15 protein-coding genes and 4 tRNA genes are annotated in these 14104 nt (G+C 50.5%); 5 read left to right on the top strand and 14 right to left on the bottom strand.

The genetic code is table 11. From position 1 onward, the window contains the following. Window positions 1-18: 18 nt before the first annotated feature. The 3 genes from ACFPOF_RS01270 to ACFPOF_RS01260 all read right to left on the bottom strand — a co-directional run bounded on the left by ACFPOF_RS01270 (window position 19) and on the right by ACFPOF_RS01260 (window position 1446). Entirely contained in the window at window positions 19-525 is a 507-nt protein-coding gene (locus ACFPOF_RS01270; protein WP_378128824.1) for an SRPBCC family protein, read from the bottom strand. Then, entirely contained in the window at window positions 522-875 is a 354-nt protein-coding gene (locus ACFPOF_RS01265; protein WP_378128823.1) for an ArsR/SmtB family transcription factor, read from the bottom strand. Before ACFPOF_RS01265 ends, ACFPOF_RS01270 begins: the two co-directional genes overlap by 4 nt. A 244-nt stretch (window positions 876-1119) precedes the next feature. Further along, on the bottom strand, window positions 1120-1446 hold the full coding sequence (locus tag ACFPOF_RS01260) for a hypothetical protein (RefSeq protein ID WP_378128821.1): 327 nt from the start codon (window positions 1444-1446) through the stop codon (window positions 1120-1122). 239 nt (window positions 1447-1685) lie between these two features. Between ACFPOF_RS01260 and ACFPOF_RS01255 the strand changes: the two genes are divergently transcribed. Further along, a complete protein-coding gene (locus ACFPOF_RS01255; RefSeq protein ID WP_378128819.1) occupies window positions 1686-3071 on the top strand; it encodes a hypothetical protein in 1386 nt (461 codons plus the stop codon). A gap of 99 nt (window positions 3072-3170) precedes the next feature. On the opposite strand, the gene ACFPOF_RS01250 is transcribed toward ACFPOF_RS01255, so the two are convergent. Beyond that, window positions 3171-3371, bottom strand: coding sequence for a cation transporter (locus ACFPOF_RS01250; protein WP_378128817.1), 201 nt, complete (start codon window positions 3369-3371; stop codon window positions 3171-3173). A gap of 21 nt (window positions 3372-3392) precedes the next feature. After that, window positions 3393-4817, bottom strand: a complete 1425-nt coding sequence (locus ACFPOF_RS01245; RefSeq protein ID WP_378128815.1) for an MFS transporter — start codon at window positions 4815-4817, stop codon at window positions 3393-3395. Window positions 4818-5127: 310 nt separating this feature from the next. Between ACFPOF_RS01245 and ACFPOF_RS01240 the strand changes: the two genes are divergently transcribed. Beyond that, complete coding sequence (locus ACFPOF_RS01240; protein ID WP_378128813.1) at window positions 5128-5601, top strand: DinB family protein; 474 nt, start codon at window positions 5128-5130, stop codon at window positions 5599-5601. A 24-nt stretch (window positions 5602-5625) separates the two neighbouring features. Beyond that, a complete protein-coding gene (locus tag ACFPOF_RS01235) occupies window positions 5626-6057 on the top strand; it encodes a hypothetical protein (RefSeq protein ID WP_378128811.1) in 432 nt (143 codons plus the stop codon). Window positions 6058-6106: 49 nt separating this feature from the next. Here ACFPOF_RS01235 and ACFPOF_RS01230 read toward each other — a convergent pair whose 3' ends face one another. The 8 genes from ACFPOF_RS01230 to ACFPOF_RS01195 form a co-directional block, all read right to left on the bottom strand. Beyond that, window positions 6107-7333: an RtcB family protein gene (locus tag ACFPOF_RS01230; protein WP_378128809.1), complete on the bottom strand. Its 1227-nt coding sequence runs from the start codon at window positions 7331-7333 to the stop codon at window positions 6107-6109. Between the two features lie 46 nt (window positions 7334-7379). After that, window positions 7380-8162: a nucleotidyltransferase domain-containing protein gene (locus tag ACFPOF_RS01225; RefSeq protein WP_378128807.1), complete on the bottom strand. Its 783-nt coding sequence runs from the start codon at window positions 8160-8162 to the stop codon at window positions 7380-7382. 64 nt (window positions 8163-8226) lie between these two features. After that, window positions 8227-9732: a TROVE domain-containing protein gene (locus ACFPOF_RS01220; RefSeq protein ID WP_378128805.1), complete on the bottom strand. Its 1506-nt coding sequence runs from the start codon at window positions 9730-9732 to the stop codon at window positions 8227-8229. Between the two features lie 329 nt (window positions 9733-10061). After that, a tRNA-Ser gene (locus tag ACFPOF_RS01215) sits at window positions 10062-10126 on the bottom strand. A 123-nt stretch (window positions 10127-10249) separates the two neighbouring features. After that, window positions 10250-10325, bottom strand: a tRNA-Asn gene (locus ACFPOF_RS01210). Window position 10326: 1 nt separating this feature from the next. Then, a tRNA-Ile gene (locus ACFPOF_RS01205) sits at window positions 10327-10402 on the bottom strand. Window positions 10403-10433: 31 nt separating this feature from the next. Then, window positions 10434-10511 (bottom strand) — tRNA-Pro (locus tag ACFPOF_RS01200). Window positions 10512-11129: 618 nt separating this feature from the next. Continuing rightward, window positions 11130-11303, bottom strand: a complete 174-nt coding sequence (locus ACFPOF_RS01195; protein ID WP_378128803.1) for a hypothetical protein — start codon at window positions 11301-11303, stop codon at window positions 11130-11132. Between the two features lie 185 nt (window positions 11304-11488). Here ACFPOF_RS01195 and ACFPOF_RS01190 point away from each other — a divergent pair, with 185 nt between their 5' ends. Together ACFPOF_RS01190 and ACFPOF_RS01185 are read left to right on the top strand one after the other, a co-directional pair. Further along, a complete protein-coding gene (locus ACFPOF_RS01190) occupies window positions 11489-12814 on the top strand; it encodes a helix-turn-helix transcriptional regulator (RefSeq protein ID WP_378128801.1) in 1326 nt (441 codons plus the stop codon). Then, window positions 12789-13604, top strand: a complete 816-nt coding sequence (locus ACFPOF_RS01185) for a WYL domain-containing protein (RefSeq protein WP_378128799.1) — start codon at window positions 12789-12791, stop codon at window positions 13602-13604. The genes ACFPOF_RS01190 and ACFPOF_RS01185 overlap by 26 nt, the downstream gene beginning before the upstream one ends. A 26-nt stretch (window positions 13605-13630) precedes the next feature. Here ACFPOF_RS01185 and ACFPOF_RS01180 read toward each other — a convergent pair whose 3' ends face one another. Next, window positions 13631-14098 carry an SRPBCC family protein gene (locus ACFPOF_RS01180; protein ID WP_378128797.1) on the bottom strand — a complete coding sequence of 156 codons (468 nt, stop codon included), beginning with the start codon at window positions 14096-14098 and terminating at the stop codon, window positions 13631-13633. Window positions 14099-14104: the final 6 nt, after the last annotated feature.

Raw genomic sequence — 14104 nt, 5'->3', positions numbered from 1 at the left:
TCTCCTTAAAATTTAGGTTTAGCGAAATAACGGACCGATACTTGCGGCAAACTTATCAAGCGACTGATTCATGCCCATGACGGCGAATTCCGACATTCGGCCCGGCGCCCATTCGTGTTCGGTGATCGTCAGCTCTGTCCGATTGTCGTCTAATGCTTTGAATTCGATGACAAACTGGACCTCCGGCGGAAAGTCTGGCGGCATGCCGACTTGTGTGGGGTCGATCGGGTTGCCGTCCGCGTCGGCCAAGCTCTGCGTAAATTCAAGGCGCTCGTTCGGCACTATTTTCGTATAGACACCGGTGGAGTAGTAATCCAGGCCTCCTTGATTTTGCGGCGCCCGCATACAGAACAAATATTTCCCGCCTTCTCGAAAATCGATTTCGCATCGAGGAGAAGTATAATCCGCCGGCCCCCACCATAACGGAACCAGCTTGGGATCTGTCCAGCCTTTCCACACCCATTCAACAGGGATATCGAAGACACGGGTAATCACGAGGTCTCGGTTATTCGAATTTGGGTTCATTTCGATCGCTCCTGTTCGGTTTGGGCTTTGGCGGCTTTCTTCATTTCTGCTTTCATGACTGCTTCGAACGCATCCAAGCGCTGGCTCCATCGACGTCTCATGTTGGCGGACCAATCTTCCAGTTCAACCATTGCATCGGTGTTGATCCGGTAAATGCGCTGCTGCGCCCTCTTCTCCACATGGACCAGATTCGCCTCGAGTAAAATTTTCAAATGTTGGGAGATCGCCTGCGGGCTAACCTGGAATTGATCGTGGATCTGAGATGCCGAGAACTCTTCATGGTCGGCAAGCATCTCCATAATGCGTCGGCGCGTCGGATCCGCAAGTGCGGAAAATATATCGTTAGGCATACAGCTTGTTCCTGTGCCCTCCTTCCCTTCTGTTGTTTATATTAAATAATTTTCTTTATAAAGTAAATGCTTTAATAAAATATTGAACACAACAAAAAAGCCCCCATTTCTGCTGAGAAAAAGAGGGGCTTAATGAGGACCGTAAACTTGCATCGTATTTGTATCAATTATGAGGCCTGCTGCCTTTATAAAATCGAACCCAAGGATACCATCAATCTCAATACCATAATCCATAGCACCAATTTCAACTTTGCACGCGTTTACTGCCCAATCGCCTAAAATCACGGCATCGAACCACTTTGTAAAAACCACTTCCGTTCCATCTTTTGAACCCGATCCATTTCTCTTCAATTTTTAAATCCGGACGCGACGTATGCAAAAAATAAATTTCTTTACCAGGCTGGTCTTTGTGCAATTGCTTGTATCGTTTCATCGCATCAAGTGAGTCTTCATAACGATCAATAACAGACACCGAATCAATAAATCGGAAACCATCTTGTGAATAAGCTTCTACGGCCTCGAATACAACCCATTCTTCAGGAAACCTTTCTTGAACCTCTTCCCATCGCATCCATATCATCCTCCTGCGACTTCAATAGATAAACTCATTATATCATGGCAAAACTCGGTCGGCGCTCCGTCCGTTCTTAGCCTTTGGTTTGCATTCTCTGAATTACTGACAGCAATATTTCCCTATGCTACAATAACGATGCACCTTAGGCACAATAACCATCCACCTTCGCAGCTAACAAAAGGGTGGATTTTTTTACGGCTACTCATCCAGCGGAGGGACAAAGGAGATTGAGCGGATTGCTTACTTTGCAACTCGGATATTTCGGACTCATACTGTGGTTTGGTTTATATATGATGAATCGGGATGCCAGAAACTTGCGGTTATTGCTCGCCGGTATAAGTGTTCTAGTCAGCGCTTTCTGTGTCGGCACAGCTTTATTACTGACTTATAGCCAACATGCTGAGACGATCGTATTCCTCGGCAATGTGCGAGACATTTGTTTTTACCTCCCTTTGGTTTTGTGGCAAGGTGCTATCCTCTCTCCTGCAGTAGGAGAAGAGGAGAAACGAAACATCTTATGGAAGCTGTGGAAGTACGCGCTTGCTGCTTTAACGATAGGAAGTGTTATTTGGCTAGTTCTCGCAAGGAATTCAGATGGGTATGACATGTTTTACAGTCTGGTGACAGGCATGATCACGCTTCTGTTGACTGCTTTATCCATTTGGGATTCGGTCGTGACGGGGAGGCAAAAACGATCGCTATCCTATATTGTGTGCAGTTACGTGCCGCTTTTGGTTTTTGCCTGTTTGACGGCATTGATTATCTTTTTGCCAGAAGGCACCTGGGAAAAAGGAAAGCTTATCGTGAACAGCGCTGGATTAATACTGTTTGGCGCATATACGATGATCAAGGAAATTCGAAAGCAAGGGGAGTCCTGGCTGCCGGATCTTTTCCGGTCGCTTGATTATTCGATCTTTTTTACGCTCATATTTTCTGGCCAGGTCGCACTTGTGATTTGGCTAGGGAAGGGTCTCGATTTTACTTCGTTATTGTTGCTGATGATCAGCATCGCGGTTTCCATTTCATTTCAAGTGTTCGTGTATCCGATCCGGGCTTTCCTTGATAACATTGCTTTCATGACTTTCCCGAAGCTGCGCACGGAACGTTCCAAGCTTCGCATAGCCGAAAGCGTTCAGGTTCGAATCGATACCGATGCGAAACCAGAGGAGATGAACGAGGAGGAACTCTATCGTCATATACGTCGTGCGCTCAGCAACTTGGGCAATCTAGAGCGATTGGCTTCGAGCCCCCTCGTACAATTAAAGCTGATCGAGGAGCGGATCCATAGACGTAAGACAGGGAATGGAATCGTGGAGCGAGCGAATGAGCTGAAGTTTTTACTTATCGATACCATTATCGAAATGAAGCCGCGCGGGGATAAACCATTCGGCACGACTGATGAGTGGAAATTTTACAACGCATTGTATTTCCCCTATGTTGTCGGGATAAAGCCTTATAGCGTTCGTTATTCGGACGAACAGTTGGACACGCCGTCCAAAGAAGCCTTGGACTGGTTCCGAACTTATGTGCCGGAGCGAACTTGCTACAATTGGCAAAATGCCGGGGCACGACTTATCGCGTCGAGCCTGAGAGAAAAGAATGATTTGGCCCAAGCGCAATAACGTATCGTAGATGGCGGCTGCCTTTTAGGCTGGACGGAACTTTGAGGAGTGCAATAGACTGCCGATGGCAGGCTGTTGCACTCCTCTTCTTAACATTCATCAAACGACGTCGTATCCTTGCTCCTCAATCGCTTCTTTAACGTCCTCGATGTCGATTCGGTTCTCGTCGTAGGATACATCCACCGTATGGCTTGCCAAGTCCACTTTTCCCGCTGCTCCAAGTTTATTTAGCACACCTTCGATGACGAGCACGCAATGGTGGCCGCCCATTCCTTTAACCTGTAATGTTTGATTTGCCATTTTCGTTCGCTCCTTAATGGATCAATTTGTTCTACGGATGAAAAAGAAAGCTAACACCGCACCTGCAAAAGCGACAATACCGGACCACAGGAACGCTTGTTGAAACCCTTCATTCAGTGCAACGGTCTGACCAACACCAGATTGAGAAGCGGTCGTTGCCCCAGCGATCGCAACCATAATAGCTAGACTAATGGCCGAGCCGATCTGATAGCTTGTATTGGCAAGCCCCGATGCAAGACCCGCTTCTTCCGGTTTGGCGCCCGACATGGCAGACATCGTTGCGGGAATATAAGCAAGTGACATCCCAAGAGCACCGAGCAAGGAAGCCGGAAGAACATTAGCGACAAAGCTTCCATCAACCGGCGTATTCCCCGCGAAGAGAAGCATCGAACCCCCAAGCGCAAGCAATCCAATGACCAGGTTAACCTTCATACCGAACTTTCCGATTAATTTGCCGGTAATCAAGATCATGAAAACAGCGATCAGAATCGTCATCGGCAGCAAGCCGACCCCACCTGCGAAAGCAGAAAACTTCAACACTTGCTGCATATAGAGATTAAGGAAATACCATAGCGGAATCCAGCCGCCGGACAACATGATCAGCGCGATATTACCGGCTGCCAAATTAGGCGCCTTAAAAATTTTCAGAGGAACAAGCGGCTCTTTCTTAACGGCTTGAATGATCAGGAACAGGATGAACAACACCGCACCCGAGATCAGCGTCCACAGCGTAGACGGCGCCCCCCACCCGTTATGTTCTGCAGTGACAATGCCATATACGACTAATACCAATGCCGCTGTTACGAAAATGGAACCGACCACGTCGATACTGCCCTTCCTTCTCGCTCCCTTGCCCAACAACCTCGGCGCCAAGAGCAATGCGACAATGCCGACCGGCACATTAATGAGGAAAGTCCACTGCCAACTGAGCCATTCAGTGATGACACCACCCAGGAACACTCCAGCTGATCCGCCTGCGGCAGCCGATGCCCCCCAGAAGCCCAATGCTTTCCCTAATTCTTTCGGATTACCGCTAAAAAGCATCATCACAATCGTTAAAGCGGAAGGCGCAATGAATGCTGAACCGAGACCTTGCAGCGCGCGTCCAACATTGAGTGACTCCTCGTTCCATGCGAACCCGGCCAGCAATGAAGCCAATGTAAGAATGGCGAATCCCCACATGAATATGCGACGCTGACCGAATAGATCGGACAATCTTCCCCCCAGTAACAACAGACCGCCAAAGAAAATGACATACGCGTTAAATACCCACTGCAAACTGGATTGCGTATAGCCGAGCGCTTCTTTAATCGCTGGCAGAGCAACACCAATAATAGAAGTGTCCATTATGACCATGAAATTCGCTAAGCATAGTAACGCTAGAGCCATCCAACGCTTCGGGTCTGCTTGCGGAATTGCATTAGCCCCAACCCCTTGATTGTTCATGATAACTGCCTCCTCAAATCCATCATTTTCCTAACGTCTTGCATTTATAGTATACCCCCCTAACCTATATTGTCAACACAGAAATTTATCAACTTGTCCCTCATCCGTTCATATCTGCCCCTTCACGAAGTGACTTATCGGCTCGCCTTTCCGAAAAATTTTCCGGGAAGCGGTCGTTTTTTCTTGTTTTAAACGGAAAAATCGCCAAATTGGCACCAAACGGCAGTGAAAATCATGGTTTTGGCAGTCATTTGTGGCCTAATCTCGAGTTGCAGGAGCAAGAAACCCAAACCACTAGGAGGAATGTAAAATGTCTCAAGCAAGCATCCAAGCTGCCAAAACGGCTCGTCAATTGGTGATCGGCGCTATGCAGTCTATACCGGAAGAAATTTACGATATTACGCCCGCAGGATTCAATAATACGATCCGCTGGAACGCCGGTCATATGATTACGACATTAGATTGGTTCCTATCTCCCGGCTCGCCTTTATTAACGAAGCTGCCTGAAGGTTACTCCGATTTATTTAAGTCAGGTACGAAGCCGTCCGATTGGGAAGGAACGCCACCGTCGAAAGCGGAACTGCTTCAGTATTTAACCGCACAGCTTGATGACTTGTCTCTGATCGATCCGGGGTTGTTGGAACTGCCTTTGAAGTCGCCATTTGAATGGGGCGGATTAAAGTTCTTGACTGCCGGGGAAGTGTTTAGCTTTGCGTTCATTCATGAAGGGCTGCATCTTGGGGTCATCTCGTCGCTTGTAAAAGCTGTTCTGGCCAGCAAATAATCTTCCGAGAAAGAGGTGTACAGTATGAGTACAAACAAGCCTATAGGGGAAGCATTCATGCGTAAAATTCTGCTCATAAATGCCGTATCATCCGGGGGATGCGGACTTATTCTGCTGCTTCTATCCGGATACGTCTCCGATTGGATGGGGCTAAGTAATCAAAACGCGTTGGTCGAAACTGGAATATTCCTGCTCGTATTCGTCACAATACTTCTGTGGACGGCGTCCAGAAGCTTGATTGCTCCAATCGTAATCCTCGTCATTGCTGTGCTCGATATTCTGTGGGTTGTCGGCAGCGTTATATTGCTCGAAGATGAAGAAACGACCTCGGCAATGACTGTTCTCGGCGAGTGGGCGGTTGCACTTGTCGCAGTAGTCGTCGGCATATTCGCGATATTCGAGGCGAGTTATTGGTGGCGTAACCGTTCATTCGGGAGGAGTCAGACGATTCGGTAATTGAAAACAAATAGAGACCGTCGACTGAGACGGTCTCTTCACTTATCCTTCAGTCCTTATACGGATCAAACTCATCCGCTCCCGCCATGCATACACCGATTGGCTTCAGCACATTCAGCACGTCGATCGTCTCCGAGTGAGCATCCAGTACCTCTTGAAGTTTGCGATAGACGAATGGACTTTCGTCCGTTCCGGCTCCGCGAAGCTCTACACCGTAGTTGCGGACGGCTTGCAGCATTTGCTCGGGAGCGATTTGTCCGCCTGATCGCGTGCGGGTTTTCCAGTTCATCTTGCCTGCGGCTTGCGTACGGCTCATGACCCGGCCGGCTCCGTGAACGGTGCTATAGAACGAATCGCGGTTTTCAACCGAATCCTTGCCCCGCACGATGACCGAGATGTCCCCCATGCTTCCGCCGATAAAGCCGAGCTGTCCCGGAGCCGAAGGAGTCGCGCCTTTACGAACGACAACCGTATCTTTGCCTTCGTGCGACTCCAGCCATGCAAAGTTATGATGATTATGCACTTCGAAATCCGCTGTTGCGCCGATTATCGACAGCACCTGCTTAATCACATAGTCTCGCCCGGCGTATGCGTAGCGGCCAGCCAGCTTCATCGCACGGAAGTACATGTCGCCCAATTCACTGTCCAGATCGAGCAGCACAGGCGGCTGATCCATCTTTTCCCCGGGCGCATTCGCCAGAAAATCGCGCCCTGCCGTCAAGTTGATGAACCCGCTGGCGGTTTTATGGCCGAACCCTCGGCTTCCGAAATGGTTGCCGATCCACAGACGCCCTGTTCCCGCTTCCTCGAACAAGTCAACATAATGGTTGCCGCTGCCGACCGTTCCAAGTTGATCGCGGGCCAGCGATTTCAGCTTATCGTGTTCCTGCCGACCGACCGTAGCATAGACCCTCCAGTCGGGATCGTCGAACAGTTCATGGTCCACTTTCTCGCTGTTCACACGTCCGACGCCGAACGAAATTTTACGCGCAATTTGATCCATGATCGCGGACAAATGCGGCTTAACGTCAGCTGCCATCAAGTTCGTCCGTACTGCTTTGTTCCCGCACGCGATGTCGTAACCGACGCCCGAAGGCGAGATTTGCCCCGCGTATGCCACTACACCGCCGATTGGCTGACTGTAGCCCTTGTGATGATCGGCCATTAACAGCGCTTGAACCACATTACCGTGTTCCGCGCATGTTTTGGCTTGAGACAACGCTCCCGGATCGGGATTGCCCCAGACCCGCACGTTGTCGATGATTTGGTAAGTCATTTTGCTTAACACTCCTGTTCTGCTTTCGGGTCACGATTCCTAAAGTTTATCCCCATACTTCCTGCAGCGCTGAACGAAACAAATCATCGAGTTGGCCATCCAGCTTATTTTCCGCCGTGTTTAACGATATAGTTGTTTGCTCGAGATGCTGCAGCCGATTCTCCAAATAATCGTTAATCGGACTAAGCCGCGGCTCATAATCCAACTCTTCGCCCGCTTTTTTCCGAACGAGCAACTGCATCACCGTATCCCACAACGCTCCACCCTTGGGAAGGAGATGTTCAGCTAGCGCGTCGAACTCCATTGGAGGCATTTCGCCATAACGTTCGATCCATTCACAAGCCAGGACAGGCCGCAATACGTAAAAATACTTCTTGATCCGGACCTGCTCTCCCTGCAAATACATCCGATAGTTGCCCCGAGCCATGCTCAAGTAGTGGTACATGCAGGATTTCGGCGAAAAAGTGAGCGGAGATACCGTGCGGAGTTGTTCCGTCACACTGTACTTCTCGGTATACCGGATTGGCGATTGCAGCCATTCGAGCAGCGGCGGGTTTGATTTGCGATACAGGTTCAACGCTTTGCGTATATCCCAGCCGCTGATGTCGAGTTGGTCGCTGATCGGACGCTCGATGACATCGCGCTTATCGAAAATGGACAAGTACCATTCTGGCTTACGAATATAAATGAACCGCACATCGTAATCGCTATCCTTCGACGGGAATCCCCAAGCGCGACTGCCCGATTCGCAGGCATACAGGATTTGGACTTGCTCATCTCGCTCTATCCGATCTAGTTGATCGGTTATGATTTTATGTATATCAACCATTTCAGACTCCCCCACTCCAGCCACATGGTCATGAATAAACAAACATTCATGACCATCCAACTGATTACTGCATAGCCTCCAAATCCGTCGCATCAATTTGCTGCACCATCGTGTCGTATCCTTTTGCCGCTTGCGCAATGTAGCTCAATACCGTATCGCTCCAGCCGTAGATGTAGAACGTGTTGCGATCTTGCGGCGGAACCATAGCGCTGCGGTAAGGCTCGATGTCGATGATGAACGCTTTGACGTTCGGATTTACTTTCGTTCGATATTTCAGCAGCGCCTCGTAGAACGGGCTGCCGCTGTTTTGCTGTTCGTCCGTGATGATGACGATCTGATCGACTTTGTGCCGTTCGGCGAGCAGCTTCCGCACCGGAGCGCCGGTATCGGTGCCGCCTCGCGCGTGAATCCGGTCCGCCTGCGACAAAATGCTGTCCCGGCGGGACGGCTTGGCATCCTCCACCTCCGTGTCGAACAACCAGAACAGAGAGTTGCCTTGCGTTTTCTTGTACAGCGCCAGCGCAAACACCGAACCGATCTGCAAATACTCTCCGTTCATCGAACCCGAGATGTCGAGGAAGATCGCCGTCCGGTCTTCGAGCTCCGGCAAGTTCGCGAACGTATACTCGACCGCATCCCGCAGCGCATCGCGCAATACCGGATGCTGAACTTGGCGGAACGCTTTGGCGAAGCGGAAAGGCAGTATCTTCGCTTTCTGCAACGCCCGTTGATCCGTCAATCGGGCAGCCACCGTCTCCAGGCAGTAACGGCTTTCCAGCACTCCGGCCCGTTCGAGCGTATTCAAGTGGCGCAGCAGAGCAAATGTCGGCATTTGGTCAATTAATGCTTCCCATACCGCTTTCGACGGTTTAATCGCACCTGTTACGACTTCGTGCGGAAGTTTGCCCGATTCGATCCAGTAAATCTTCTCCTCTTCGGTTGCCGCCCGTTTCAATTGTTCAAGCGCTCCCACCTGTGGAAGCAGCGACAAGTTTGCTTCCTGGCCGCGCAAGTAACGGAACAGCGCTTGCTGTTTCAAATCCGCGGGTTTCGGGTGAGCCGTAGCGATTGCATCGCCCAAGCTATAGCCGCGTCCGCGGCCATTGTACTTGATCGCCCAATATTCGGACACGCCGTTCAGAAACCGGTTGACTTGCCTTTTGATCGCTCGACCGCCTTCACCACGTCCCATGCCTTGCAGAATCGTAAGGAAGTCGGTCAAGTCCGAAGGAATTCGAACGACTTGAAGGAATACTTTCGCGAACAGGTCCGGGCGATAAGCCGACAAGATTGCCAAGCCAAACAATGGTTGCAGCCGCATGTAGCCTTCATTCCTGGCGTAAACCAATGCTTTAGCCATAAACTGCGGATTGCGCTGTGCCATCTCGCGGTGCAATTGTTCCGCTTCCGACAGTAGCTCGTTTTGATCCGCATAGAATGTATTGCCGAATGTATTGGTCACCAGCGTCTGCACATATTGCTCTTCAGCAGAGCGAGTATAGGCCGGATATCCTTCTTTGTTTAGCATCGTTGGCCGAATGGCCGTGAACAGTTTTTTTGCGAAGCTCATCTGATTGGCCTCCTTTTAATTGAACCGGCGAAGAAATGTTGAGGAAGGTTAACTGCAGGACTCGAACCTGCCGTAATGCCCGGGTGAATCAAATTGCCGGCTTTAAGTAGCGAAGAAACCCTCCCCGGCGCTTCGCCGGTTGAATCTTATGATGGAAGAGCGAGGAAAAGTCTGAGAAGGAATGCGGCAGGCGACATGGCCATACCGCTCAAATACTTTTTGGAGAAGTAGCCCTCTCAAGCGCCTCGCTCTAGTGAAACTTACAGGATCGTTGAGGAAAAGGTCGGAAAGGTACGATGCCGCTCTACCATCTGAGCTATCCCGTCCTATGACGAGAGTTGGACTCGAACCAACGACAAGCCGATTAACAGTCGAAGTAACCCTTCCATACGCCTCAACGATTTGTATTGTTCGCCTTTGCCTCGGGCATCGGCTTCATGCTCTTATCTTCGCTCATCTACATCCATCCGAACATGGCGGAAGTATGACGACGAAGAAATTTTATCCACTGTGAAGTTGGCAGGGTTGGCAGGGCTCGAACCTGCGACGACCTGATTAACAGTCAGGTGCTCTACCATCTGAGCTACAACCCTATGGTAGGGACAGCCGGAATCGAACCGGCGACCTCTCGAATATCAGTCGAGTGTTCTGCCTTCTGAACTATGTCCCTGTTACACCATTTTCACCACCACGCCGAATGATGGTCGGAACGGCAGGATTCGAACCTGCGACCTCTTGCTTCCAAGGCAAGCGCTCCAGCCAAGCTGAGCTACGTCCCGATGGAGGATAGGAGCGGGTTTTCCCCGCCGATCTGTCAGCCGCCACTAGCAGCAGCCTATTTGATGTTGCCCATCCATATTTAGAAAAATAAAAAGCTACCTGTATTCCGTTCCTCCTCTACTGAACAGCAGCGAATGGATGATCCGGATTGCAGATAGCTCGATTCACATATGAGGGTACACTTTACCTGGTGGGTAAAGGCCATCCTGCCCGCTCATTGGGCGGACCGTACCTCAACGCTATAAATCGGCTATCCAGAATAATCGTCTCCGGCTTATGTTCCGGCCTCTGCCACTCCTGTGCAAATTCATGTAAACTATTTATCAATTTTCTCGCCTCCTCTCTTCACCAGCCGCACTTCCGGCCGTTTTTTTCACCGCGATATGTACTTTGCAGGGGATTAAGCAAAAACGTCTTCGGCATCCGTTGATGCCGGAGAAGCTTTGCGAAGATGATACAGACAATGATAAGCGTGAAACATGTCAATTCTGTATCATCAAAAAAAAGACCCCTGTCGCCAGAGATCCTTTCCTACAGCGAATTTAGCCATAGAAAAAGACCGCTCAGCTTCAAGCAGTCTTTACGAGAACGCCTATGTAGGTTCACCGCGAACGACGTCAGGCTGTAGAAAACAACCGACGAAGCGGAACGGATCTGCGTCTGTAAAGAATGCCCTTATGAGATTGGATGTAGAAGTCAAGCGGATTGCTTATCTCCTGCTGCTTATTCGTAATCGGATATTCGCTGTGAGCTAAATCATTTTCCCATTGGAATCGATTGATCTCGTGCATGCTTCTGCACTCCTTTCTCGAGTGGAATGTAATGTTGGTTTCACAACCTGATTTTCCCCGAAAAAGCAACCTGCGAACAGGGCGAAAGTATGGCGACGGGATAAAATTTTTCCATTTCCCCCAGCTTCCGAGCTTGATACAATAAACAGCATAATGTGATTCGGTACAGGTTGGGGGAAACAAAGGTGGCCCGGGAAAGCTTCGACAAAGAAATTCAGTTCCTTCGCATGCTGGCTCTGGCCGGAGGCGCATACAGCAGGCAGCAGTTCGCCGATCGCCTCGGCATTTCGGTGCATACCTATGACAAAACGCTCCGTTACCTCAAGGAAATGCTCAGTACGCTTCAGCAAGGAGTCCCTCAGGAGCAAGGAACCGAGCTAACGGAAGGGCTTCGTTATAACTATTACGAGTCCGCCGATCCGCTGCTGCTTTTCCTGTTCCGCGCCAAGTCGCTGAAGGAAACGGAGAGCGTTCGGCTCACGCTGCTGTTGACCGCGTTGCAGTCACAGGAACTGACAGCCAAAGACTTGCAGGACATTTGCAGCGAGCAAATGCCGGTTGAATTCCCGCTCCCGGATGAGAAGACCGTTCGGGGCGATCTGAAATATTTGGAGGAAGTCGGTGTCATCGTTCGCCTGAGCGGAGGTCGCCCTTACCGCTACAAAGCCGCCAACGATCTGATCGACTGGCTGTCCGACGACGAATTGCTGGACCTATTCGATTACGTCGATGTTATCGCCAATACGCAGGTTCCGTCCGTGCAAGGTTATCTGCTTCGCTCCACTTTAAAGAAAGCGCTGATCAAGCGTGGATTTGACGCGGACGTTGCGGAGACGCACCGTTATAAGTACCATTATCATTCGCGTATTCTGGACGAAGCGCATCTATATACGATTTTCCGGGCGATCCGGCAGCGCAAAAAGCTGCATTTCCTTTACCTGTCGCCGAAGAAGGGCAAAAAGTATTCATCGCAAAATACGAACCCGCTGTTCGAACGAGAATCGGACGGCGTTGTGCACACGGTACTCCCGCTTCGCGTCATATTCGATCATCAGTACGGCCGGTGGTATTTGATTGGGTATGGCCCGCGGCTCGGTCTCATGAAGTTCCGAATGGAGGGGCTAACGCAGATTGAGGAAGGCGAGTCCGTTTCGGAGGAAGAGTTTGACGGTCGACTAGTATCGGCAGAAGCGCAATTGAAGCAAAGCTGGGTAATCGATACGCTGCGCCCTGCCACTGTGAAAGCGCGTTTCTTTAATCCAGACCGTTCCGGTGCAAACTTCGTGCGGGAGCGGGTCGAGGCGCAAGGGCAGTGGGGAGTTATTACGGAGGAATCCGAATCAACGTTCCTATACGAGATCACGGTTAACGGCATTTACGAAATTAAACCATGGCTAAGAAGCTTCGGGTCTAGCTGCGAAGTGCTGGAACCTGCATGGCTTCGTCGGGAGTTCATTGCGGAGTGGAAGGAGATTCGGGACTACTATGAATCTGTTCGAGAAAATCTTTAATTACCAGATCATCTCCCGTCTTGATGAATCCGGCTCCTTCGCGCTGACGGGACAGGAACGGACTTGGCTCAAAATGATGTTGGAGCCTGTCGAGTCTACGCAAGCTTTTACACCTGAGACGCTGGGCAAGCTGGACGAAATCCTGCAAACCGACGACGTAACGGGCATTCAGGGCATCATCATCGAGAAGGCCAAAAGCCGGGAGCGACAAGTATACCACCCGCTGCTTCGCGTGCTCCGTCGGATCATCATGCGCAATCTCGGCATCCGTCTGACTTACCGGATGAAGCACGGAGGCATTAAATCGAACCAACATGGCTTCCCCTACAAGCTGGAGTACAATGTGGTCAAAAGAGAGTGGTATCTGCTCTGGTATAACACTCGCCAGCATACTCTAATGTCCTCGAAGCTGCAGAACATTGTCGCCGTTGAGGAAAGCGAGTTATCTGCTGAGCGGGTGGACGCTCTGAAAGAGCTGCTAGGACGCTTATGGGAAGAACGCAAAGAGCACGCCGTCATCCAGGTCGTCCCCACCTACAACGTCGAGCTTTCGCGTATTTTATATGCGTTTTCCTGCTTTGAGAAATCCGTTTCTTATGACGAAGATGTGGATGCCTACCGGATTCATATTTCTTATCTGGCAGATGAAAGCGAGTTTCTGCTGTCCAAAATCCGATTCCTCGGATTGCGCGTCAAGATTGTAAAAGGAGAACACCTTAAAGGCCGCATGAGAGAATCGGCTTCCAGAGCGCTTGCGCGGTATGGGGTACAGGAGGAGGAGGCGCAGTAGCCAATTCCGTGATGCCCCCTCCCCTCCTACCGGCTAACATGCGCGTCCGGAGCGTAATCAGCTACGAGATTCAGCTCAATGCCGTGCTCCAATAGCGCCTTTAAGCCGCAGAGCACCATCGTATATCCACCCATCGAGTCCAGCGCCCGACCGACGATTGCCTCCTCGCTGCCCGTAAAGCCGGAGTTCGTAATCGTAACGAATGTCTCCGCATCGGACCGTGCTGTCAGCGTCCACTCCACTTGAGTCCCATCCGAGGATTCAATCCTGATCCGCTTGTTCGGCACAAGCTCCAGTACTTGAATCTCGTCGACGGCTCCGTACATCTCCCATTCCCATCGCACTCGGCTTCCTTGCTCCAGTCTTCCGCTGCTGCGCGTAAACCAGAACAGAGTCGTAATGGCCGGGTCAACAAATGCTTCATACACGTCTTGCGCCGGCTTGCGAATCAGCATCTCCGCTTTCACAACCGGCTTTTGATTCGAATTGTTCATGATTTG

Origin of the sequence: Cohnella soli (assembly GCF_042655525.1) — a bacterium.
GTDB lineage: Bacteria > Bacillota > Bacilli > Paenibacillales > Paenibacillaceae > Cohnella > Cohnella soli.
The sequence above is the reverse complement of the archived record's forward strand: the minus strand, read 5'-3'. Positions and strand labels throughout refer to the sequence as shown.